The organism is Bacillus sp. Cr_A10, assembly GCF_029222665.1.
Lineage (GTDB): Bacteria > Bacillota > Bacilli > Bacillales_A > Planococcaceae > Psychrobacillus.
Window position 1 is genome coordinate 181,805 of record NZ_JARHXR010000008.1, and the last position, 20,671, is coordinate 202,475.

A 20,671-nucleotide genomic window follows, 5' to 3' on the forward strand; every position below is an offset into this window, starting at 1 on the left:
GATGAAATCTTCTGTCGAACGTGAACAAATATTAAATACATTAAATTTTTATGAATTTGATGTACTAGTTATTGGTGGTGGAATTACCGGAGCAGGTATCGCTTTAGATGCTGTTACAAGAGGAATGTCCGTGGCACTTGTAGAAATGCAAGACTTTTCAGCAGGTACTTCTAGCAGATCCACCAAATTAGTGCACGGTGGATTACGTTATTTAAAACAATTTGAAGTCAAGATGGTAGCAGATGTTGGAAAAGAAAGGGAAATTGTATATGAAAACGCTGTTCACGTGACGGAGCCAGAATGGATGCTACTTCCATTCCACAAAAAAGGAACGTTTGGCCCGAAAACAACTTCCCTTGGCTTGAAGGTATATGACTTTTTAGCTGGAGTAAAAAAGGAAGAAAAGAGACATATGCTTTCAGCAGAAGAAACCCTTCAAAAAGAACCATTATTAAAAAGTAACGGTCTTCGAGGAGGCGGATACTACGTAGAGTACCGGACGGATGATGCAAGGTTGACAATCGAAGTAATTAAAAAAGCGATTGAAAAAGGAGCAGTTTGTCTAAACTATGCAAAAGTAAAATCATTTGTCTATAACGACCAATATAAGGCTATCGGTGCAGAAGTAATAGACCAAGTGAATAATAAGAAAATCACAATTCATGCAAAAAAGATTATTAATGCAACTGGTCCTTGGGTGGATACTGTCCGAGCTCTAGATTCTATGGATAATAATAAAAAATTGAGACTCACTAAGGGCGTTCATGTTGTTATCGATCAAGCATACTTTCCACTCAGACAACCAATCTATTTTGATACACCCGATAAGCGAATGATTTTTGCTATCCCACGGGAAGGTAAAACATATGTAGGAACAACAGATACTTTTTTTGAAGGAGATATACAAAATCCTGTAGCGACAAAAGAGGATGTACAATATCTTTTAAAAGCAATACAGTATATGTTCCCAGATGTTCGAATTTCGGAAGAATGTGTTGAGTCTACCTGGGCCGGGGTCCGTCCACTCATTTATGAAGATGGAAAAAATCCTTCCGAGATTTCCCGTAAAGATGAGGTTTGGCAATCCGATTCAGGCTTATTCACGATTGCAGGTGGAAAACTGACGGGATATCGGAAAATGGCTGAGTCCATTGTAGATACTATTTCAAAACAACTGGGAGATTATAATTATGGCCCATGTGTAACAAAACATCTAGTTCTCTCTGGAGGAGATGTAGGTGGCTCAGAAAACTTTAGGGCATTTATTGCTTCGAAAGAAAGACTTGCGCAATCATATGGACTTACTATAGAAGAAGGAAGACAACTCGCTAAATTTTATGGCTCGAATGTAGATAAACTTTTTCAGTATGCGCATTTATTGAAAGCATCCAATAACTCAAAATTACCATTAAGTGTTTTAGCACAAGTTTATTATGCGATACATGAAGAGATGGCTTACTCTCCTTCTGACTTTTTAGTCCGTAGAACAGGCATGCTATATTTTCAGGTAAATCAGTACAAAGCTTATAAAAATGAAATATTACAAGAGATGAAACAATTATTAAACTACACAGAAAAAGAAACAGATAATTTCCAAAAACAACTAGACAAACTTCTGATGCAAGCGACTTTAGGGGGAAGTAGGGAAGCTTAATGAAATCCATTATTGAAGCTCAAATGTCTGACGGGCATTTGATCCATGTTGTTAAATATTTACCAGAACAAAATCCGATTGGTCATGTCCATATACTACATGGAATGGCTGAGCATATTGGTCGTTATGAGGAATTCGCCAATTTTTTCGTAAACAAAGGATATATAGTTAGTGGTCATGATCATAGAGGACACGGTAGAACAGTTGCTAAAAATGGACAACAGGGATATTTTGCCGAGGCTAATGGATTTGAACTTGTTACAGAGGACGTTCGTGAAGTGTTGCTGAAGGTTCGAGAAGACTTGGTAGAAATACCGCTAATATTATTTGGACATAGCATGGGCTCCTTTGTTGCACGTAGATATATACAGAAGTATAGTGACTCTTTATCAAAAGTAATTCTTTGCGGAACTACTTTTAATCCAGGAGTAATGGGAGACGTTGGTTTAATCATTGGTAAAATGGCTTCTAAATTTAAATCACCAAAAACCGAAAGTAAGATCCTTAACAATTTATCCTTTGGTGGATTTAATAATAAAATAAAGGAAGCTCAAACTCCTTTCGATTGGTTAAGTACGGATACAGAAGAAGTGAGAAAATATGTAGATGACCCGATGTGTGGATTTATTCCTACAAACCAGTTTTTTATCGATTTGTTTGATGGTCTAAAGACGATTCATAAAAACAAAGAGGTTGTCCGCATACGCCAGGATCTACCAGTTCTCTTGATTAGTGGAGCAGTGGATCCGGTGGGGAAAGATGGGAAGGACATTTTTAAAGTTGCGAAAGGTTTGTCAAATGCAGGGATGAAAAATATAACCGTACATTTAGTGGAAAATGCAAGGCACGAAATATTATTAGAAAAAAATAAATTAGATACTTTCAATGTTATTGAAAAATGGATGATGAATAATGACTGAAAAACCTTTTGTAGTGGCAATTGTAGGTCCTACAGCTGTCGGTAAGACTGCACTCAGTATAGAGCTTGCAAAAGCATGCAATGGAGAAATCATTAACGGCGATTCTATGCAAGTATATCGTGGATTAACTATTGGAACTGCTAAAATCACTATAGAAGAAATGGAAGGGGTTCCTCATCATTTATTGGATATCAAAGAACCTACTGACACTTTTTCTGTTGCTGAATATCAACGAATAGTCCGTGAAAAAATAGAAGAGATTGCGCTACGTGGTCGTGTTCCTATAATAGTGGGAGGAACAGGGCTATACATTCAATCTGTATTATATGATTTTCGTTTTACGGAAGAGCATAAAACGGATAGTAACTTGATGAAAGAATTAGAGCAGTTATCTTCAGACGATTTATATACCCGATTAATTGAACTTGATCCAATCGCTGCTAACGAAATCCACCCGAATAATGTTCAACGAATTATGAGAGCTATTGAACGAGTGGAATTAAGCGGTAAAAGAAAAAATGAAATTGAACAAAATCAAGGGAATGAAAAAATATACCCTCATTATATTATCGGACTTACCATCGACCGAGCACTTCTTTATGAAAGAATCAATAAAAGAGTGGATATTATGTTGGATAAAGGATTACTAGATGAAGTAAAAGGCCTTCACAGAATAGGTATTCGAGATGTCCAATCAATTCAAGCAATTGGTTATAAAGAAATCTACGAATATTTGGATGGGAAAATTTCTTTAGAAGAAGCTATTGATAACTTAAAGCAAAATTCACGTAGATATGCAAAACGCCAACTAACTTACTTTCGAAACAAAATGGAAATACACTGGTATGATCCATTTACTGAATCAGAAAGAATAATAAAAGAAATTAAAGCTATTTTGCAGGAAAATGAGTAATTAAAGCGAATAGTAATGAGTGGAAGAGTCTATTTGATGTAAAATGCATACTTTGGGGGTATTGGAATGAAACCTATGAATATTCAGGACAATTATTTAAATCAATTAAGAAAGAATAATATTTATGTCACCGTATTTTTGTTAAATGGTTTTCAATTGAAAGGCGTTATTAAATCATATGATAATTTTACTGTTTTACTTGAATCTGAGGGTAAACAGCAATTAATCTATAAGCATGCAATTTCTACTTTCTCACCATCCAAATCTGTAGATATCAACACTGAAGAAGTTTGATAAATTGACTTTTAGAAATACTCCTATTATTATTTGTAGGAATCTATACAGAAAGTGGCGAGTAAAATGAACTTTATAACAGCAGAAGAGCTTCTACAAAAAATAGATGCTGGAGAACAATTTAGCATAATAGATGTCCGTGAAAAGGAAGAAGTTGCAAACGGAATTATTCCCGGTGCCAAGCATATTCCATTAGGACAAATTGAAACTAGTTTTGATCAAATCGATAAAACAGTTCCTCAATATATTGTTTGTAAAGCTGGTGGACGCAGTGCAATGGCGTGTGAAATTCTAGAAGAGAATGGATATACAGTAACAAATATTGTTGGTGGCATGCAAGAATGGGAAGGCGAATTACAGTTCTAATGGGGAGGACTAATTTCATTTTATGAGATTAGTCTTTTCTCATGGTGTTTTTCAAGAAAAATTAGGAGAGAATAACATGAACTTTCATACAACATTGTCAGACGAAATATTAGCTATAGCAGATAAGGCTGAAGAAAAAATTACATCCTTTCATAAGGAGGTAGAAAAAATAGCATTTTTTAACCAACAAAAAGTGATTAATGCTTTCAAGTCCCATCATGTAAGTGACCATCATTTCCAACCATCCACTGGTTATGGGTACGATGACGAAGGTCGTGATACCCTAGAAAAGGTATATGCGACAACATTTGGGGCAGAGGCGGCGCTCGTTCGTCCACAAATTATTTCAGGGACACACGCTATATCGATAAGTTTGTTTGGTGTATTACGTCCAGGAGACGAACTTCTATACATAACAGGTAAACCATATGATACGCTCCAATCTATTGTTAGCGGTCAAGGAGAGGATACTGGTTCACTTGTTGACTTTGGAATCTCTTATCAACATGTGGATCTCTTAGAGACAGGAAAAGTGGATTGGAAAAGCGTTGAAAATAAAGTCACAGAAAATACGAAAGTGATCGCAATCCAACGTTCAAAGGGATATGCAGTACGTCCTTCTTTTACTATTAGTGAAATCGAAGAAATGGTTCAAAAAATAAGATCAATTAAAAAAGACAGTATTATTTTTGTTGATAATTGTTACGGAGAATTTGTGGAAAAATTAGAGCCAACTAACATCGGTGTAGATTTAATGGCAGGTTCACTCATAAAAAATCCTGGCGGGGGTATAGCTAAAACGGGTGGATATATTGCTGGTAAAAGTGACTTAGTAAAAAAATGTGCTTATCGAATGACGTCACCTGGAATAGGAGCGGAAGCAGGTGCTTCTCTAAATACGTTATTAGATATGTATCAAGGGTTTTTCCTTGCTCCTCATATTGTCTCACAAGCTGTAAAAGGGGCTATTTTTACTTCTGCAGTATTAGAAGATGCTGGCATGACAACTGAACCACACTTTTCTGAAAAGAGAACGGATCTTATTCAATCCGTTTCATTCCAAACAGCAGAGCAAATGATTCAATTTTGCAAAGCAATTCAATTACATTCCCCTGTAAATGCTCAATTTGCACCTGAGCCTGCTTATATGCCTGGTTATGAAGATGATGTTATCATGGCCGCTGGAACATTTATTCAAGGATCAAGTATGGAGTTAACAGCTGACGGACCAATCCGTCCTCCTTTTACTGCGTTTATACAAGGTGGTTTAACGTATGAGCATGTGAAATATGCAATATTAGGAGCCTTACAAACATTAAAAAAATAGGCAGTAAGCAAAACAGTAAGTGATATTCATTAAGATAAAAATAAATGTAAGTTTTTCTGACATGATGTTGACATGTAAGCTAACATCACATATACTATTTTTATAACCTACTAGGAGGTGCAGCGATGGAAAAGGAATGGAGACGTTCTATGCCACTGCTATCCATGAATATAGTCATGCAGTTAACAGGATTAACAGCAAGACAAATTAGATATTATGAAGAGCAGGAACTTGTTCACCCTGCACGTACAGAAGGTAAGCAGCGAATGTTTTCGTTAGATGACATTGATGTATTATTAGAAATTAAAGATTTGCTCAAAACAGGAGTGAATATTGCTGGTATTAAGCAAATTTTTGAAATGAAAAAGAATCCAGCTGCTTCGAAAGAAGTACGACAAGTAATTTCGGACAAAGAATTACGTGCAATTGTTAAAGAAGAGATGCAGCTTGCTCAAAGGCAACAACGTGCATCTTTAAGACAAGGGGACCTATCTCGTTTCTTTCGATAGAACGAGGTTCATATATATTAACTTTTTAGGAGAGTGAAAAAATGGGCAAGTATACAAAAGAGGATATTAAAAAGTTCGTTCAAGAACACGAGGTGAATTTTATTCGTCTTCAGTTTACAGACATACTAGGTACGATTAAAAATGTTGAAATTCCAGTGAGTCAGCTCGATAAAGCTCTCGATAATAAAATGATGTTTGACGGATCTTCTATTGAAGGATTTGTTCGAATTGAAGAATCTGATATGTATTTAGTTCCAGATTTAGATACATGGGTAGTATTCCCTTGGATTACTGGGAAAGGGAAAGTTGCTCGTCTAATCTGTGATGTTAATAAAGCGGATGGTACACCATTTGCCGGCGATCCACGTAGTAATTTGAAACGCGTATTGAAAGAAATGGAAGAATTAGGATTCACAAGCTTCAACTTAGGACCTGAGCCAGAATTCTTCTTATTTAAACTTGACGCTCAAGGGGAGCCAACTCTTGAACTTAATGACCATGGTGGTTATTTTGACTTAGCACCAGTTGATCTTGGAGAAAACTGCCGTCGTGATATCGTGTTAGAACTTGAAGAAATGGGCTTTGAAATTGAAGCATCTCACCATGAAGTAGCTCCAGGACAACATGAAATCGATTTTAAATATGCTGATGCAGTTACAGCTTGCGACAATATTCAAACATTTAAATTAGTAGTTAAAACGATTGCTCGTAAACATGGTTTGCATGCGACATTCATGCCAAAACCACTTTTCGGTGTTAATGGTTCAGGAATGCACTTTAACGTTTCTTTATTTAAAGGAAAAGAAAATGCATTCTTCGATGATTCAGCAGAATTGAAAATGAGTGAAACGTCCATGCAATTTATGGCAGGCGTATTAAAACATGTTCAAAGCTTTACTGCTATTACGAATCCTACTGTAAACTCATATAAACGTCTAGTACCTGGATACGAAGCACCATGTTACGTAGCTTGGTCTGGTCAAAATCGTAGCCCGTTGATTCGAATTCCATCATCTAGAGGATTGAGCACTCGTATCGAAGTTCGTTCAGTAGATCCTGCAGCAAATCCATATTTAGCAATGGCAGTTATTCTTCAAGCTGGTTTAGATGGTATCAAAAACAAAATGACACCACCACCTGCAGTAGATCGTAATATTTATGTTATGACAGAAGAAGAACGCATAGAAAATGGTATTCACAACTTACCACCTACTCTTCACGCTGCTATTCAAGAGCTTGGTAAAAACGAAATAATCCGCGGAGCACTTGGCGAACATATTTACGCTAACTTCGTAGAAGCAAAAGAAATCGAGTGGGATATGTTCCGTACAACTGTACATCCTTGGGAACGTGAACAATACTTGAAGATGTACTAAGATTGATTTAGCGGGGTTTATGGACTTGATTTATGGGGTGTTTTAAAAAGGAACACCCCAATTTCACCCCAATAAAAAGCTATAAAAATATTATTTGAAAACATCGTTCAGTCGTGAGTCGACTCGTTCGGTGTTTTTCTTTTTTGTTTTATTAGAAATATAAGCGTATACATCAACGGTTATTAGAAATCTAACATGTCCCAGTTGTTTTTGAATATACTTAATATCCGCTTTGGCTTCCATTAGTAAAACTACATACGTATGTCGTAATGAGTGGGTTGGTAAAGGTTTTATGTCTGCTCTTCTAAAATTCGTTAGTAGGACTTAAACTGAAAAGTCTTTGGCATGGTTGACTATCTTTTGGACAAAGTCTGTCCATTTTTAAGAAGCATCTTCACCTTTACTAATACGTCTTTCAATTAATGGTTTGAAAAATATCCCAAAAAAATTCATACCTTAAAACGTTGACGGTTCGTAAATACCTTTCAGAGAATCCTGTAGGTGTAGTGAAGGTGGGGTGGAATAAATAATGAAAAGACAGGTAAAAGAAACCTGTCTCTAATGAATGATTTTTATAAGGATGTTGTTAGCAATCGTCGCCACCATATCTACCATGGTTTACGAAACTTGCGCCAATGATAATCAATAGAATAAATAAAACAACAATTAAAGCGAATCCTGAACCATAAGGTCTATTATACTCAGGTCCATACCCGTACCCGTAACATGGATAACAATCATAACCCATTTCAAACACCTCCCGTTTGTTAGATAGTTCATCCTATGTAATTCATTTTTCACCGACTGGTTCTTTTGCTTAGTTAGAAGAACTAATTTTTCTGAACTAACTGGAGGGTGACTGGAGGGGCTTCCTTCGAGATGGCACAAGATTGTGCCCAAATTAAAATGGATATCTTAAAAAAGATCTTAGAATTGGTTGAATACAAAAATCTAAAAATTTGCTATGAAAGATAACTAAGAGTAATTTAATGAAGTGTAATCCATTTTCGAACTAATACTTACATCCTTTCTAAATAGGTTTATCAGTGCTTTAAGCGCATTTTTTTAGTATATGTCTGTTCTTATTTTTGGTTTAAGTTATTTGTGTTTGGATTTTTAGTCTTTCAATATAAGATTCTTTTGATTAACTATGAAAGGTATTTCATAATGTCATAGAGAATATTTTATAAAATGAATATTTTAATGGGGGATAGGAATGTATGACAAAAACATCTATTCAAAGTAATGGTATAAATGGAAATGTAGTTATATGGCATTTTGTAGAGGATTTACTTAGTGCGGTTGAATGGTATTCAGACCTTTTAGGGACTAAACCAACTAGCAATATTGATGTCGCTTACTTCTTTTCTCTAAATGAACACACTAAACTTGCAATCAGTAATCGTTTTAAAGCAAGTGAGAAGAATAAGTTGCCCAAAAGCGCTGCACTGGACTTACAAAGCGATGATATATTTGAGACCTATCGGATTTTTAAGGAAAAAGGAGTGCGGGTAGAAGAGATTCAAAATCCTATTTTTAACTACTATGAATTTTATTTAAGTGATTTAGAGAATAATTTAATTAGAGTACATGGTTTTGTAAAAGAATAAAAACTTATTACGACATTTCAATTATTAAAAAAATAAAATAAGTGTATTTCATAAAGAGAACAATGTTTGCAGGGGGGCATGAAGGAGGGGGTTTATAAGATGAAAATTATAAAAGAGAGTATAGAGGGGTATAAAGGGTTTAAAATTCCGTATAAATTATACGGTAAAAAAGAAGACTCTCAGGACTTATACATCTTACTACCAGGTTCAGGATACACAGTAAATAGTCCAGTTTTTCATTATATAAGTGGAATTATTTTTAATAACAATAAAGATATTTTAGAAGTCAATTATTCTTATAACACAGATTTTTATAGTGACTTTAACAAAGAAGAGATAATTAAAGCAGTAAAAATGGATTCAAGGTTAGTTATAGATACTGTTTTAGAAACTAACTCATACACAAATTTTTATTTTATTGGGAAATCCTTAGGAACAATAGCTATGAGCTCAGAATTACGAAGAGAAAAGTTTAAGGAAGCAAAAGCAATTTGGTTAACCCCGTTATTAAATTTAGACGAAGTCTTAGAAACTATAGTTAATATTGGAAGCAAAGGGTTTTGTATAATTGGGGATAAAGATCAAGTTTATAAGGAAGAGTTATATGATAGATTGATACAAAACAAAAATTTAACGTCACAATTAATTTCTGGTGTTAATCATAGCCTAGACTATAACGATGATATTATTAACTCGATAGATGTTCTAAAAAATATAATTATAGACATAGATAAATTTTTATCTGAAGACTTTTAAGTACTTTTTATTCTGCATTACAGAAAAGCGGTGCAAACAATTATTGCTTGCACTGCTTTTAAAGTTTATTAATTTTATTAAACTATTCCATATTATTGTCTTTGGATAAAAACTAGCTATTTACTGGAATTCTAATCGATACAGCATAGAAGATAAGCTTCCACTAAAGCGAGTGGAGAAGGTAGGGAGCTAGCTAATTATTAACTGGAACAGCACAAAATTTAATAGTACACATTCATAGGATGGCGGTTCTTTTGGAAAGATGAAACTCTTATTTTTTTAGATTATTAAATTATTACAAACTCTTATGCATTTGCTATACTTGAGTACATAGCAATAATAAAGTAGGAGGAACGGAATGATTCGCAATAAATTATTATATGACTTTCTTCGTGAAAGAACATGGTTAATAACAGAGCGTTGGTATGCAACACTTAATAAAGATCAAAAAGGAATATACGGTACCTTAAATCCAGAAGAAATAGATAAGCTTAAAAAACAGAATCATAGATTTCAAGAAAAGTTTGTTTATTTATTTAATGAGCCAAGTGAAGAATTCTTAGAAATCTTTGATGATTTTGTGGAAACTGTCGTAGAAGATGAAGGGCATCAGAAGACTCCTTTAACTGAGATAATCGGGGAATTCTTTCGTCAGCAATACTTATATTTAGAATTAATAGAAGAATTTGTTGAACAGTATCCAGAAGAACTTACAATTAAACAAATTTTTAAATGTCATAGTGCAATTATTGAAACGATTAATGGAGTCATACTAAAATTTAGTAATGAATTTATTAGACAAACAGAAAGTCGTTTAATTGCTCATCAAGAAATGATAATGGAACTAAGTGCACCAATTATCGAATTGGTTAATAAGACAGCAGTATTGCCGTTAGTAGGAGAGATTGATACGAACAGGGCAAAGGTGATGCTAGAGCAGGTGTTAAAGCAATGTGCTGATTCTCACATCCGCCATTTGTATATTGATTTATCTGGTGTTCCAGTAGTGGATACAATGGTTGCACAGCAACTATTTCATATGATTGATGCATTAAAGTTGATTGGAGTTACATCAAGCCTATCTGGGTTACGACCAAGTATTGCTCAAACAACTGTACAACTCGGGATAGACTTTTCCAATATAGATACACATTCTACGATAGAACAAGCTATGAGAAAACATAAATAAATATAACAGAGCTCTATTGGAGGGCTCTTTTTTGTTTTAAATAAAATGTTAAATAACAGTTCTTTATAACAATTATGTAGAAAATTTTTTCACCTAACACTTTAAATCGAAAAGAGATGTATGTTATTTACTGCATAAATGTATATGCTGCGAAGTTGTATATTAGAGGATTAAAATTATCTATAAAAAAACTCTGAGTTATTTGTGAGGAAAGATATGGAGCATTATTTAATCAAAGATGCTAAGATTGTATTGTTTTTAATAAGTTAGTATTAATTTATAGGATAGGAATCTTGTTCATTTTGTTGTAAAATAGCCAAAGCTTCTTTTAAAAGATTAATATCTTGTAGTATTAGTTCTTTAATAGAAGAATTTTCACAATTTCTATAATCCTCTAACAAATAATTTAGCTCATTCTTGATGAAAATCATAAGACATTTCTCCTTTTAAAGCTTCTTTTACACCCTCATTATGAACTATTTTTAAGGAAAAAGAAATAGTAAATATTAAAGTTATGTGCCCTACATAATGTAGGGCGTAGTACTATGGCTTTAATCGCTGTTCTTCAATCCACCAATCAATATGTTCTAGATTAAAAACAAGCATAGTGGAAAGAGGTTTTTGATGAGGTATCTCTTTTTTTAATATTAAATCATTAATTTTTGATTCAGACATTGGAAAATTTACTGAATCAAGATACTCTACTAAGCTTTTAATACCATAGACTTTTTTCAATTAATCACCTCCCACCAAGCTCTCTTTTCTGTAAAGAAATCTTAGAGTTAGGTATTAAGTGAAATATGAACTAACTTAAATGTACCCTATATTTTTAATTTTACTCCTTTTATTTTTTGAAAATTACATTTAGAAAAAATCTAGTTTTATCTTTTTAAATTGGGGTATATAAATATAGAGAAACAAATGTGATCTCCCTTCATTTTTCTCATATATATTTGACTTAAAAGATTGTCAGATATGGTCTCACTCATAATAGAGTGAGACTATTTTTTTATGTCTAATTATTGTTAGAAAAAATGAAAAAAGAAAAATATATTAACTTAATAGACTTACATTAGTCCTTCTCTTATGCATTCAATCACTGTTGAATCAAACAAAGGAATAGACTTTGGTAACGATAGAAGTCCATTAGTAAGTATCAGTCGGTTAAAGTTTTACAAGATCTGTGGTTTACTGAAGCTGTACTTATAAACCGATAAATCGCTTGAGACTTTGGCTTTGCTAGTTATTGTTATATTAATGATTATTAAATTTAAAATATACATTTATTTATTTTGAATATAATAACGCTCAGAGAGATTTTCTGAGTGTTAAATTTATTATTGAAAGTGTAACTAACAAGGTGTTTATATACATTATTCCGGAAACTACTCCTTTAGATGAAGTCTTTACAAATGAAATAATAGTACTTACTAGAATAAAACTATAGACAAACACATATTAATAGAATTATGTATCCGAGATTATATTATTTTTAAAATGACAAAAACCCCTCGACCATGAGGTCAAGGAGTTTTTTCGATGATCTAAACAAAAATGTCCACTTTTTGTTTAGATATGATATCGGCTCTACGTAATCATACGGATTATAACTCTATCTGTCAAGTCAACCATGAATCTATTGAATGTGACGATAAACACCTACAACTTTTCCTAGTATTGTTACTGAGTTGACGATAATTGGATCCATTGAGGAGTTTTCAGGTTGTAACCTGAAAAAAGATTTTTCTTTGAAAAAACGTTTTACAGTTGCTTCATCGTCCTCTGTCATTGCAACTACAATTTCACCATTATTAGCAGATTGTTGTTGTTTTACTACAACATAATCTCCATTTAATATGCCTGCTTCAATCATACTGTCACCCATAATTTCAAGCATAAACAAATGATCGTCAGATGTACCAAACGTTTCAGGAAGAGGGAAGAATTCTTCAACATTTTCAATTGCTGTTATTGGAAGTCCCGCTGTTACTTTACCAACTAACGGTACATGAACAACACCTTGTCTTTCTATAGTAGCGCTTGTACCATCAAGAATTTCGATGGCACGAGGTTTTGTAGGATCTCTTCTTATCAATCCTTTGCTTTCTAATCTTGCTAAATGACCGTGTACTGTAGAGCTAGAAGCGAGTCCAACCGCTTCACCTATTTCACGTACGGAAGGTGGATATCCTTTTTTTCGCACTTCTTCTTTTATGAATGCTAATATATCTTCTTGTCGTTTAGATGCTTTCTTCAATACCTTCACCTCTTTTTATTATAGAACTGTTTTTTCTTATTTATAGTATATCAGCCTATATAATGAAATGCAAACATAGGTTCTAAAAGTTGTTGACAAAAACATGTGTTCGTTTTAATATAAGAACATACATACCGAACAAACATTCTATAAAAGGGGTAATTTAAATGAAATTGTTAGCAAAAAATTATTTTCTTACTTTATTTTTAGGATTAAGCGTAACTTTCATCTTATCAATTGTTATTATAAACTCTCAAGTTGCTGAAGAAGAATATAAAATAAAAGTAGAACCAGGTGATTCATTGTGGGCGCTTGCTGATAAGTTTCAATCCGAAAAATCAAGAGATGCATGGATCAATGAAGTAATGAATTTAAATAATTTACATTCCGCACATATAAAAGCAGGAGATGTATTAATAATTCCGAATGAAACGGAACATTTTCATTTGGATAATTCCACAGAGTTAGCAGGGGATAGTGAATGAAAGCGGTAATATATTGTCGAGTTAGTACTGAAAAAGAGACACAGGAATCGTCTCTAGTAAGACAAGAGGAAGAGCTAACCGGCTTTGCACTTGCTCAAGGGTATGAGATAGCAAGAATATTTACAGATCAGCATAGTGGTTACGATATGGAAAGAGAAGGGTTACTTGATTTATTGTCCTTTATTAAAGAAGAAGAAATAAAAGCTGTATTTGTTCAAGATGAGACTCGAATAGGTCGTGGCAATGGAAGGATGGCAGTTTTACATTTACTTCAAAAAACAAATACTTCTGTCTTTACACTTCAAGATAAAGGAGTATTAAATTTAAATGAAATGGACTCTATGCTTTTAGAAATTTTGGCTCTAGTTGAAGAATATCAACGGAAATTGCATAATGCTAAAATAAAGCGTGGAATGAAACGTGCAGTATCGCAAGGGTTCCGTCCAGAAAAGAATTTAAAGATGCGAGGAAATCAAGAAGGTAGAGAACGAATTGAAGTCCCAGTTGATGAAATCGTAAGATTGCGTAATGCTGGGTTGACGTTTGAAGAAATTGCTTCCACATTAAAAGGTTTAGGTTTTGATATAAGTAAAGCAACAGTACATAGACGATATATTGAATTTATTGAAACACATGGAGGGTAAAGGCTTGCACTCTGTGTGTTTTTTCCTTACCTTTATATAAGAATAAAATATAAAGGGTGATTGTTATGCTTAGTAAGGAAAAACTAGCAAGAATTGGTGAACTATCTAGAAAATCAAAGTCTTCTGGATTATCTGTTGAGGAAGCAAAAGAACAAAGTTCATTAAGAAAAGAATATTTAGAGACATTTCGTGCAACAATGAGAGATACAATTGAAAGTGTGAAAATTGTGGATCCTGCAGGTAATGATGTGACACCACTTAAGGTGCAACAAGCTAAAAAAGGAAAATTTCTGAATTAATCAATCATTAAGAAACCATTGATAATGCAAAGATTGTTGTCTAAACTATAGATATAGAAAAAATTAGCTTGAGAGGATGTCAAATATGTCACTTCAATCAGATTTACTTGCAATTAATACCATTCGTACTTTATCAATTGATGCTATAGATAAAGCGAATTCTGGTCATCCAGGTTTACCAATGGGAGCAGCTCCAATGGCTTACACGCTTTGGACAAAGCATTTACGACATAACCCAAATAATCCTAATTGGTTCAATCGTGATCGATTTGTTTTATCGGCGGGTCATGGTTCTATGCTTCTGTATAGTCTATTACACCTTGGTGGATATGATCTTCCTATGGAAGAGATTAAAAACTTTAGACAGTGGAATTCTAAAACTCCAGGACATCCAGAGTTTGGTCACACAGCAGGGGTAGAAGCAACAACAGGACCTCTTGGACAAGGTATCGGAATGGCTGTTGGAATGGCAATGGCAGAGGCTCATTTAGCAGCTTCTTATAATAAACCAAATTATGAAGTGGTAGATCATTACACGTATGCTCTTTGCGGAGATGGAGATTTAATGGAAGGTGTAGCAGCAGAAGCGATTTCACTTGCTGGACATTTGCAATTAAGTAAATTAATTGTTCTTTATGATAGTAATGATATTTCTTTAGATGGAGATTTGAATAAATCTTTCTCAGAAAAAGTAGAGAAACGTTTTGAATCTTACGGATGGAATTATATTTTTGTAAAAGATGGTAATGATTTAGAAGAGATATCTGCAGCAATTGAAAAAGCTAAAGCGCAAAATGATAAACCAACACTTATTGAAGTTAAAACAGTAATAGGGTTTGGTTCACCAAATAGAGCGGGTAAATCAGATGCTCATGGTATGCCATTAGGTAAAGACGAAACATTATTAGCGAAAGCATCTTATAAATGGTCGTTTGAGGCGGACTTCCATGTACCAGATGAAGTATACGAAACGTTTAAAGAAGCGTCAAAACGATTAGGTGTTGAACAAGAAAGTGCTTGGAATGAAAAGTTCCATGCTTACTCTAATGAATTTCCTGAACTTGCAGATACATTAAAACGTGCGATAAATGGGGAATTACCTGAGAACTTTGATGAAGCTATGAAAGTATATGAGGAAGGCTCATCTCATGCAACTCGTTCAGCATCTGGTGATGCAATTAATGCAATAGCTCAAAATTTACCTTCCTTCTTTGGAGGAAGCGCGGACTTAGCTGGCTCCAATAAAACGACAATTAAAAATGCTGGAGATTTTTCTCCACTAAATTACGAAGGTAAGAACATTTGGTTTGGTGTTCGTGAATTTGCAATGGGTGCTGCTCTAAATGGAATGGCATTACATGGTGGACTCCATGTATTTGGTGGTACTTTCTTTGTGTTCAGTGATTATGTAAGACCTGCAATTCGATTATCTGCTCTTATGGGACTTCCTGTAACATATGTGTTCACTCATGACAGTATCGCTGTTGGGGAAGATGGTCCGACACATGAGCCAGTTGAACATTTAGCATCTTTACGAGCAATGCCAGGATTATCTGTCATTCGTCCAGCTGATGCAAATGAAGCGAAAGAAGCATGGAAGCTTGCAGTATCTTCTAAAAACAAGCCAACAATTCTTGTTCTTTCAAGACAGAATCTACCAACACTTAAGGGTTCTGTGGAGAAAGCGAGTGAGGGTGTTTCTAGAGGTGCCTATGTAATTTCTCCTAATGAACAAGCGGAAGCTATCTTACTTGCTACTGGATCAGAAGTTAGCCTTGCCATTGAAGCGCAAGAGGTTCTTGCGAAGGATGGAATACAAGTTTCGGTTGTGTCTATGCCTTCATGGGACTTATTTGAGCAACAGGACAGTGAATATAAAAAATCTGTATTACCTTCACATTTAACTAAACGCCTCGCTATTGAAATGGGAGCATCTCTTGGTTGGCATCGATATGTTGGATTTGAGGGAGATGTAATAGCGATTGATAAATTTGGCGCAAGTGCTCCGGGCGAAATCGTTATGAAAGAATATGGTTTCTCGGTTGAGAATGTCGTTTCCAAAATGAAAAACTTGCTTGAAAAGTAATAGATACTTTAAAGCAATTCGAATACTTACATCGTAAAGTATTCGAATTGCTTTTTATCTTTGTAGGATAAACAATTCTAGAAAGTTAATCTCACTGGAAGAAGTTATATTTAGTCTAAATTACTTTTTTTGAATTTATATAGTCTGGATAAAGAATCTATAGTATAATTTTCAGTGGTGTCTTGTACACGTAGACAAGAACGTAAAGGAGGAGAAAGTATGCAAACTTGGATTTGGATTGTTATTGTAATCGTTGCATTAATTGCTGGAGCTGCAATAGGCTTTTATGCTGCACGTCAATATATGATGAAATATTTAAAAGAAAATCCACCTATTAATGAACAAATGCTTCGTATGATGATGGCACAAATGGGTCGCAAGCCTTCTGAGAAACAAGTAAAACAAATGATGAATCAAATGAATAAAATGCAAAACAAATAAAAGCACTCAATGGAGTGCTTTTTATTTGTTTAATAAATTATTTTGTTGTAAAAAGTCCGCAACAACTTGTTCGTACTCCTCGCTATTTTCATTGAAAGATTTTGCATGTGCCCCAATATCAAAAAGCTTTAATGACTTAGGACCTTTTTTCTTTTCGTACAATTCTTCTGTCATTACCGGAAGAATAAAATCATCCTCTAAACTATGAATAAACAACACCGGTTTCTCTATTTGATCCACCACATCGATCGGAGATACAAGATTTAATGTATAACCATCCCGCATTTTTAAAAATAAGTTAGCGAAGCGAATAGCTAAGCTGGATCGAAGAGGGGTTGTTTGTCGCATAATATGAAGAACTTGTTCTTCAAAATTTGAAAAAGAACAATCGGAAATATAGAAATCAGCATCATCTATTATGGAGCCTGCATATAGTATCATAGTCGCAGCACCCATTGATTCTCCGTGTATCCCTATGATTGCATTTTCTCCAGCACGTTCTCTTACTGCTTCTACAATAGATTGCAAATCAATTTTTTCATAAAATCCAAAACTTGTTGTTTTTCCACCAGAATCTCCATGCCTACGATGATCATAAACGACACTGTTAAATCCTAATCGTTCGAACATGCGAACAAAACGAAGAGAATTAATTTTATTTTCTGTTACTCCATGACATATAATTACGTAATTATTTGTTTGAAGCGGTTCTACAAAAATAGCTTTAAGCGAATATCCATTTATCGATTCAATCCACTTCTCTGTTTTATTCACAGCACGAAACCAAGCTTCGTCTAATCGTTTTGATGTTATCTCCCTATTGAGTATAAAGTCATCTTCTTTTTTCTTCATATACATTAGTTTATTAGTGACAAAATAACCAAAAACAGTGGCAGTAGCTGTTAAAATACTAGTTAACAAACTCGTCCATATGATTACACGTTTTTTCATTGCATCAACCCCTATTTGCTTTTAACTAGTTTATACATACCGGTCTCAATTGGTCTAGACACAAAAGGAGCAACTGAATCAACAGCTTCAATTAATAAATCAAGGTTAATATCCGTTTCAATATCCATTTGATGTAGCATATTCACGACATCCTCAGTTGCTACATTTCCCGTAGCACCCGGCGCAAATGGACATCCGCCTAAACCACCAGCTGAACTATCAAAACGATCAACCCCTGCTTGGAGTGCAGCAAATATATTAGCTATACCCATTTTTCGTGTATCATGGAAATGTGCAGTGATAAGTGTTTCAGGAAATTCTCTTTTCAGTCGTTCAAACAGTATATAACTTTCTTTTGGATTAGCCATACCTATTGTGTCTGCAACACTTAATTCATTTACTCCCCAAGAAACAAATTCTCTACATAACTCGATAGTTTTATTGGGGTCAATTAATCCTTCATATGGACAATAAAAAGCAGTGGAAATGCAAGCACGTACAAAATGACCCTCATTAACTAGAACTTCCACAAGCGGTTTGAGTCCGATCATACTCTCTTCGGTCGTTTTATTGATATTTTTTTTATTAAATGTATTTGATACCCCTACAAATACCGCAAAATTATTTGCCCCCGCTTGTTTTGCGAGTTCAATTCCTTTTTCATTAGGTGTTAAAACAAATTGCCTTCCAAATTTAGTAGTATTTCCTACTATTTCTTTTGCATCCTTCATTTGTGGAACCCATTTTGGTGATACAAATGATGTGAGCTCCATTTCCTTTACACCAGCTTTTTGAAGTTTCTCGATAAACTCTAATTTAACTTCAGTTGGTACTTCATTTTTTTCGTTCTGTAATCCATCTCTCGGACCGACCTCGATAATTGTCACTTTTTTTGGTAAACTGAACATAATCATCCCTCCATCTATATTGTAAGGAATGGATGGTTAAACAAGCAAATTTTATTTTAGGGGATTAAGAGGAGGAGTTTAACTGTGACAAACGAAGTAGTTATTGTAAGTGCTGTTAGGACAGCAATCGGATCTTTCCAAGGGGCACTGAAAGATATACCTGCAACAAAATTAGGTGCTATTGTTATTGAAAAAGCGTTAGAAAAAGCAGGGATCGCTAAGGATTCTGTAGATGAAGTTATCATGGGAAATGTCCTACAAGCGGGCTTAGGACAAAATCCAGCAAGACAAGCTTCGATTCAAGCAGGATTACCAGTTGCTGTTTCAGCATTAACAATAAACAAAGTATGTGGTTCAGGTCTTAAAGCAATCCATCTAGCATCTCAAGCTATTATCGCAGGAGATGCAGATATAATAGTAGCAGGTGGAATGGAAAATATGAGCCAAGCTCCTTATCTATTAAAAAATGCTAGAGACGGTTTCCGAATGGGAGATCAAAAAGTTGTAGACAGTATGATTTCTGATGGTTTGTGGTGTGCATTTAACGATTATCATATGGGAATAACAGCTGAAAATCTTTGTGACCAATTCAATATTACAAGAGAAGAGCAAGATTCATTTTCTGCACGTTCCCAAGCTCGTGCAGCAAAAGCAATTGAAGAAGGAAAATTTGTGGATGAGATTGTTCCAGTAGAAATTCCTCAACGAAAAGGAGATTCAATCATATTTGATACCGATGAATATCCGAAAAAAGGGTCCACTCAAGAAAAATTAAGTACTTTACGCCCAGCTTTTAAAAAGGATGGTTCTGTAACGGCAGGAAATGCTTCCGGAATAAATGATGGTGCAGCAGCGGTAGTTGTTATGTCTAAAGCAAAAGCAGACGAATTGGGCATAAAACCATTAGCTACGATTGTTGCAAATGCATCTGCTGGGGTAGATCCAAGTGTTATGGGTATTGGTCCAGTGGAAGCAGTGAAAAAGGTTCTAAAAAAATCAAACCTTTCACTAGCGGATATCGATTTAATTGAAGCAAATGAAGCCTTTGCTGCACAGTCGATTGCTGTAGATAGAGAGCTTTCATTTGATCATGATAAACTAAACGTTAATGGTGGTGCTATAGCTTTAGGCCATCCAATCGGAGCAAGTGGAGCAAGAATTTTTGTTTCTTTACTTCATGAAATGGAGAAAAAGGATGCAAAAACTGGATTAGCGACACTTTGTATCGGTGGAGGACAAGGGGTAGCTACAATTATTAAGCGTTAATAAAAGAAGGTGAAACATTTGGCAAAGAAAAAACAAAGACAGCCTGTTAAGCCAGCTGTTCAAAAAGAAGAAGGAAATGGTTTGTTTGATCAACTTTCCTCTGATGTGCTTGCTAAACTAAAAGAAACAAAGAAACAATTAGTGGCAGAAGAGCAAGAAAAAGAGGAAGAACGACAAGCAATGCTTGCATTTGAAAAAAAGCAAAGAGAGAAGAACAAATCATTTGCAGAATTACTAGATGAGTATGGGGACAGCGGTTCAAAGTTTTAATAGAAGACCTATTCGCTTCGGCGGATAGGTCTTTTATTTATTTTTATGATTGTGGTCCTGTGAATTGACAAGTGCATAAAAGGTAGAATGTAAGGTGGAGGAAACGATGCTTATCTTTTATACCCTCTTTTAACCAATAGTTCCTCTATA

The 20,671-nt window shown here is 34.5% G+C and carries 25 protein-coding genes; 18 read left to right on the forward strand and 7 right to left on the reverse strand.

The window, feature by feature from the left end; all coding sequences use genetic code 11:
- Nucleotide 1: 1 nt before the first annotated feature.
- The 8 genes from P2Q73_RS06570 to glnA all read left to right on the forward strand — a co-directional run bounded on the left by P2Q73_RS06570 (nucleotide 2) and on the right by glnA (nucleotide 7,359).
- Complete coding sequence (locus P2Q73_RS06570) at nucleotides 2–1,654, forward strand: glycerol-3-phosphate dehydrogenase/oxidase (protein WP_275785061.1); 1,653 nt, start codon at nucleotides 2–4, stop codon at nucleotides 1,652–1,654.
- Nucleotides 1,654–2,574, forward strand: coding sequence for an alpha/beta hydrolase (locus P2Q73_RS06575; protein ID WP_275785063.1), 921 nt, complete (start codon nucleotides 1,654–1,656; stop codon nucleotides 2,572–2,574). Before P2Q73_RS06570 ends, P2Q73_RS06575 begins: the two co-directional genes overlap by 1 nt.
- Complete coding sequence (gene miaA, locus P2Q73_RS06580; protein ID WP_275785065.1) at nucleotides 2,567–3,487, forward strand: tRNA (adenosine(37)-N6)-dimethylallyltransferase MiaA; 921 nt, start codon at nucleotides 2,567–2,569, stop codon at nucleotides 3,485–3,487. Before P2Q73_RS06575 ends, miaA begins: the two co-directional genes overlap by 8 nt.
- A 66-nt stretch (nucleotides 3,488–3,553) precedes the next feature.
- Nucleotides 3,554–3,781: an RNA chaperone Hfq gene (gene hfq / locus P2Q73_RS06585; RefSeq protein ID WP_053589890.1), complete on the forward strand. Its 228-nt coding sequence runs from the start codon at nucleotides 3,554–3,556 to the stop codon at nucleotides 3,779–3,781.
- 66 nt (nucleotides 3,782–3,847) lie between these two features.
- Nucleotides 3,848–4,147: a rhodanese-like domain-containing protein gene (locus P2Q73_RS06590; protein ID WP_275785068.1), complete on the forward strand. Its 300-nt coding sequence runs from the start codon at nucleotides 3,848–3,850 to the stop codon at nucleotides 4,145–4,147.
- A gap of 76 nt (nucleotides 4,148–4,223) precedes the next feature.
- Nucleotides 4,224–5,474, forward strand: a complete 1,251-nt coding sequence (locus tag P2Q73_RS06595) for a methionine gamma-lyase family protein (protein ID WP_275785070.1) — start codon at nucleotides 4,224–4,226, stop codon at nucleotides 5,472–5,474.
- A gap of 125 nt (nucleotides 5,475–5,599) precedes the next feature.
- The gene (locus tag P2Q73_RS06600) at nucleotides 5,600–5,983 is read left to right on the forward strand and encodes a MerR family transcriptional regulator (protein WP_056829377.1); all 384 of its coding nucleotides are present in this window, start codon (nucleotides 5,600–5,602) and stop codon (nucleotides 5,981–5,983) included.
- Between the two features lie 41 nt (nucleotides 5,984–6,024).
- On the forward strand, nucleotides 6,025–7,359 hold the full coding sequence (gene glnA / locus P2Q73_RS06605) for a type I glutamate--ammonia ligase (protein WP_053589886.1): 1,335 nt from the start codon (nucleotides 6,025–6,027) through the stop codon (nucleotides 7,357–7,359).
- Between the two features lie 90 nt (nucleotides 7,360–7,449).
- On the opposite strand, the gene P2Q73_RS06610 is transcribed toward glnA, so the two are convergent.
- On the reverse strand, nucleotides 7,450–7,653 hold the full coding sequence (locus tag P2Q73_RS06610) for a tyrosine-type recombinase/integrase (RefSeq protein ID WP_275785184.1): 204 nt from the start codon (nucleotides 7,651–7,653) through the stop codon (nucleotides 7,450–7,452).
- A gap of 292 nt (nucleotides 7,654–7,945) precedes the next feature.
- Complete coding sequence (locus P2Q73_RS06615; protein ID WP_082355217.1) at nucleotides 7,946–8,107, reverse strand: YjcZ family sporulation protein; 162 nt, start codon at nucleotides 8,105–8,107, stop codon at nucleotides 7,946–7,948.
- A gap of 472 nt (nucleotides 8,108–8,579) precedes the next feature.
- Here P2Q73_RS06615 and P2Q73_RS06620 point away from each other — a divergent pair, with 472 nt between their 5' ends.
- The 3 genes from P2Q73_RS06620 (at nucleotide 8,580) to P2Q73_RS06630 (ending at nucleotide 10,914) form a co-directional block, all read left to right on the forward strand.
- On the forward strand, nucleotides 8,580–8,969 hold the full coding sequence (locus tag P2Q73_RS06620) for a VOC family protein (RefSeq protein WP_275785074.1): 390 nt from the start codon (nucleotides 8,580–8,582) through the stop codon (nucleotides 8,967–8,969).
- Between the two features lie 99 nt (nucleotides 8,970–9,068).
- Entirely contained in the window at nucleotides 9,069–9,725 is a 657-nt protein-coding gene (locus tag P2Q73_RS06625) for an alpha/beta hydrolase (protein ID WP_275785077.1), read from the forward strand.
- A gap of 358 nt (nucleotides 9,726–10,083) precedes the next feature.
- Nucleotides 10,084–10,914, forward strand: a complete 831-nt coding sequence (locus tag P2Q73_RS06630) for an STAS domain-containing protein (RefSeq protein WP_275785079.1) — start codon at nucleotides 10,084–10,086, stop codon at nucleotides 10,912–10,914.
- Between the two features lie 272 nt (nucleotides 10,915–11,186).
- Here the strand turns inward: P2Q73_RS06630 and P2Q73_RS06635 are convergent, their stop codons facing one another.
- The 3 genes from P2Q73_RS06635 to lexA all read right to left on the reverse strand — a co-directional run bounded on the left by P2Q73_RS06635 (nucleotide 11,187) and on the right by lexA (nucleotide 13,171).
- The gene (locus P2Q73_RS06635) at nucleotides 11,187–11,345 is read right to left on the reverse strand and encodes a hypothetical protein (protein ID WP_156316778.1); all 159 of its coding nucleotides are present in this window, start codon (nucleotides 11,343–11,345) and stop codon (nucleotides 11,187–11,189) included.
- Nucleotides 11,346–11,457: 112 nt separating this feature from the next.
- Nucleotides 11,458–11,649, reverse strand: coding sequence for a hypothetical protein (locus P2Q73_RS06640; protein WP_056829388.1), 192 nt, complete (start codon nucleotides 11,647–11,649; stop codon nucleotides 11,458–11,460).
- A gap of 901 nt (nucleotides 11,650–12,550) precedes the next feature.
- Nucleotides 12,551–13,171: a transcriptional repressor LexA gene (lexA, locus tag P2Q73_RS06645; protein ID WP_053589869.1), complete on the reverse strand. Its 621-nt coding sequence runs from the start codon at nucleotides 13,169–13,171 to the stop codon at nucleotides 12,551–12,553.
- Between the two features lie 167 nt (nucleotides 13,172–13,338).
- Here lexA and yneA point away from each other — a divergent pair, with 167 nt between their 5' ends.
- From yneA to P2Q73_RS06670, 5 genes are all read left to right on the forward strand, one after another.
- Nucleotides 13,339–13,656, forward strand: coding sequence for a cell division suppressor protein YneA (gene yneA, locus P2Q73_RS06650; protein WP_053589868.1), 318 nt, complete (start codon nucleotides 13,339–13,341; stop codon nucleotides 13,654–13,656).
- Nucleotides 13,653–14,300, forward strand: a complete 648-nt coding sequence (locus P2Q73_RS06655; RefSeq protein ID WP_053589867.1) for a YneB family resolvase-like protein — start codon at nucleotides 13,653–13,655, stop codon at nucleotides 14,298–14,300. Before yneA ends, P2Q73_RS06655 begins: the two co-directional genes overlap by 4 nt.
- A gap of 65 nt (nucleotides 14,301–14,365) precedes the next feature.
- Nucleotides 14,366–14,599: a DUF896 domain-containing protein gene (locus P2Q73_RS06660; RefSeq protein ID WP_053589866.1), complete on the forward strand. Its 234-nt coding sequence runs from the start codon at nucleotides 14,366–14,368 to the stop codon at nucleotides 14,597–14,599.
- 85 nt (nucleotides 14,600–14,684) lie between these two features.
- Nucleotides 14,685–16,685 carry a transketolase gene (tkt, locus tag P2Q73_RS06665; protein WP_275785085.1) on the forward strand — a complete coding sequence of 667 codons (2,001 nt, stop codon included), beginning with the start codon at nucleotides 14,685–14,687 and terminating at the stop codon, nucleotides 16,683–16,685.
- A gap of 219 nt (nucleotides 16,686–16,904) precedes the next feature.
- Nucleotides 16,905–17,126, forward strand: coding sequence for a YneF family protein (locus P2Q73_RS06670; RefSeq protein ID WP_053589864.1), 222 nt, complete (start codon nucleotides 16,905–16,907; stop codon nucleotides 17,124–17,126).
- 21 nt (nucleotides 17,127–17,147) lie between these two features.
- On the opposite strand, the gene P2Q73_RS06675 is transcribed toward P2Q73_RS06670, so the two are convergent.
- Nucleotides 17,148–18,077, reverse strand: a complete 930-nt coding sequence (locus P2Q73_RS06675; protein WP_275785089.1) for an alpha/beta hydrolase — start codon at nucleotides 18,075–18,077, stop codon at nucleotides 17,148–17,150.
- 11 nt (nucleotides 18,078–18,088) lie between these two features.
- A complete protein-coding gene (locus P2Q73_RS06680) occupies nucleotides 18,089–18,985 on the reverse strand; it encodes a hydroxymethylglutaryl-CoA lyase (RefSeq protein WP_056829394.1) in 897 nt (298 codons plus the stop codon).
- An 84-nt stretch (nucleotides 18,986–19,069) separates the two neighbouring features.
- On the opposite strand from P2Q73_RS06680, the gene P2Q73_RS06685 reads away from it, so the two are divergent.
- Both P2Q73_RS06685 and P2Q73_RS06690 read left to right on the forward strand, forming a co-directional pair.
- Nucleotides 19,070–20,251 carry an acetyl-CoA C-acetyltransferase gene (locus tag P2Q73_RS06685; RefSeq protein ID WP_053589861.1) on the forward strand — a complete coding sequence of 394 codons (1,182 nt, stop codon included), beginning with the start codon at nucleotides 19,070–19,072 and terminating at the stop codon, nucleotides 20,249–20,251.
- An 18-nt stretch (nucleotides 20,252–20,269) separates the two neighbouring features.
- Complete coding sequence (locus P2Q73_RS06690; RefSeq protein ID WP_053589860.1) at nucleotides 20,270–20,521, forward strand: YqkE family protein; 252 nt, start codon at nucleotides 20,270–20,272, stop codon at nucleotides 20,519–20,521.
- Nucleotides 20,522–20,671 lie beyond the last annotated feature (150 nt).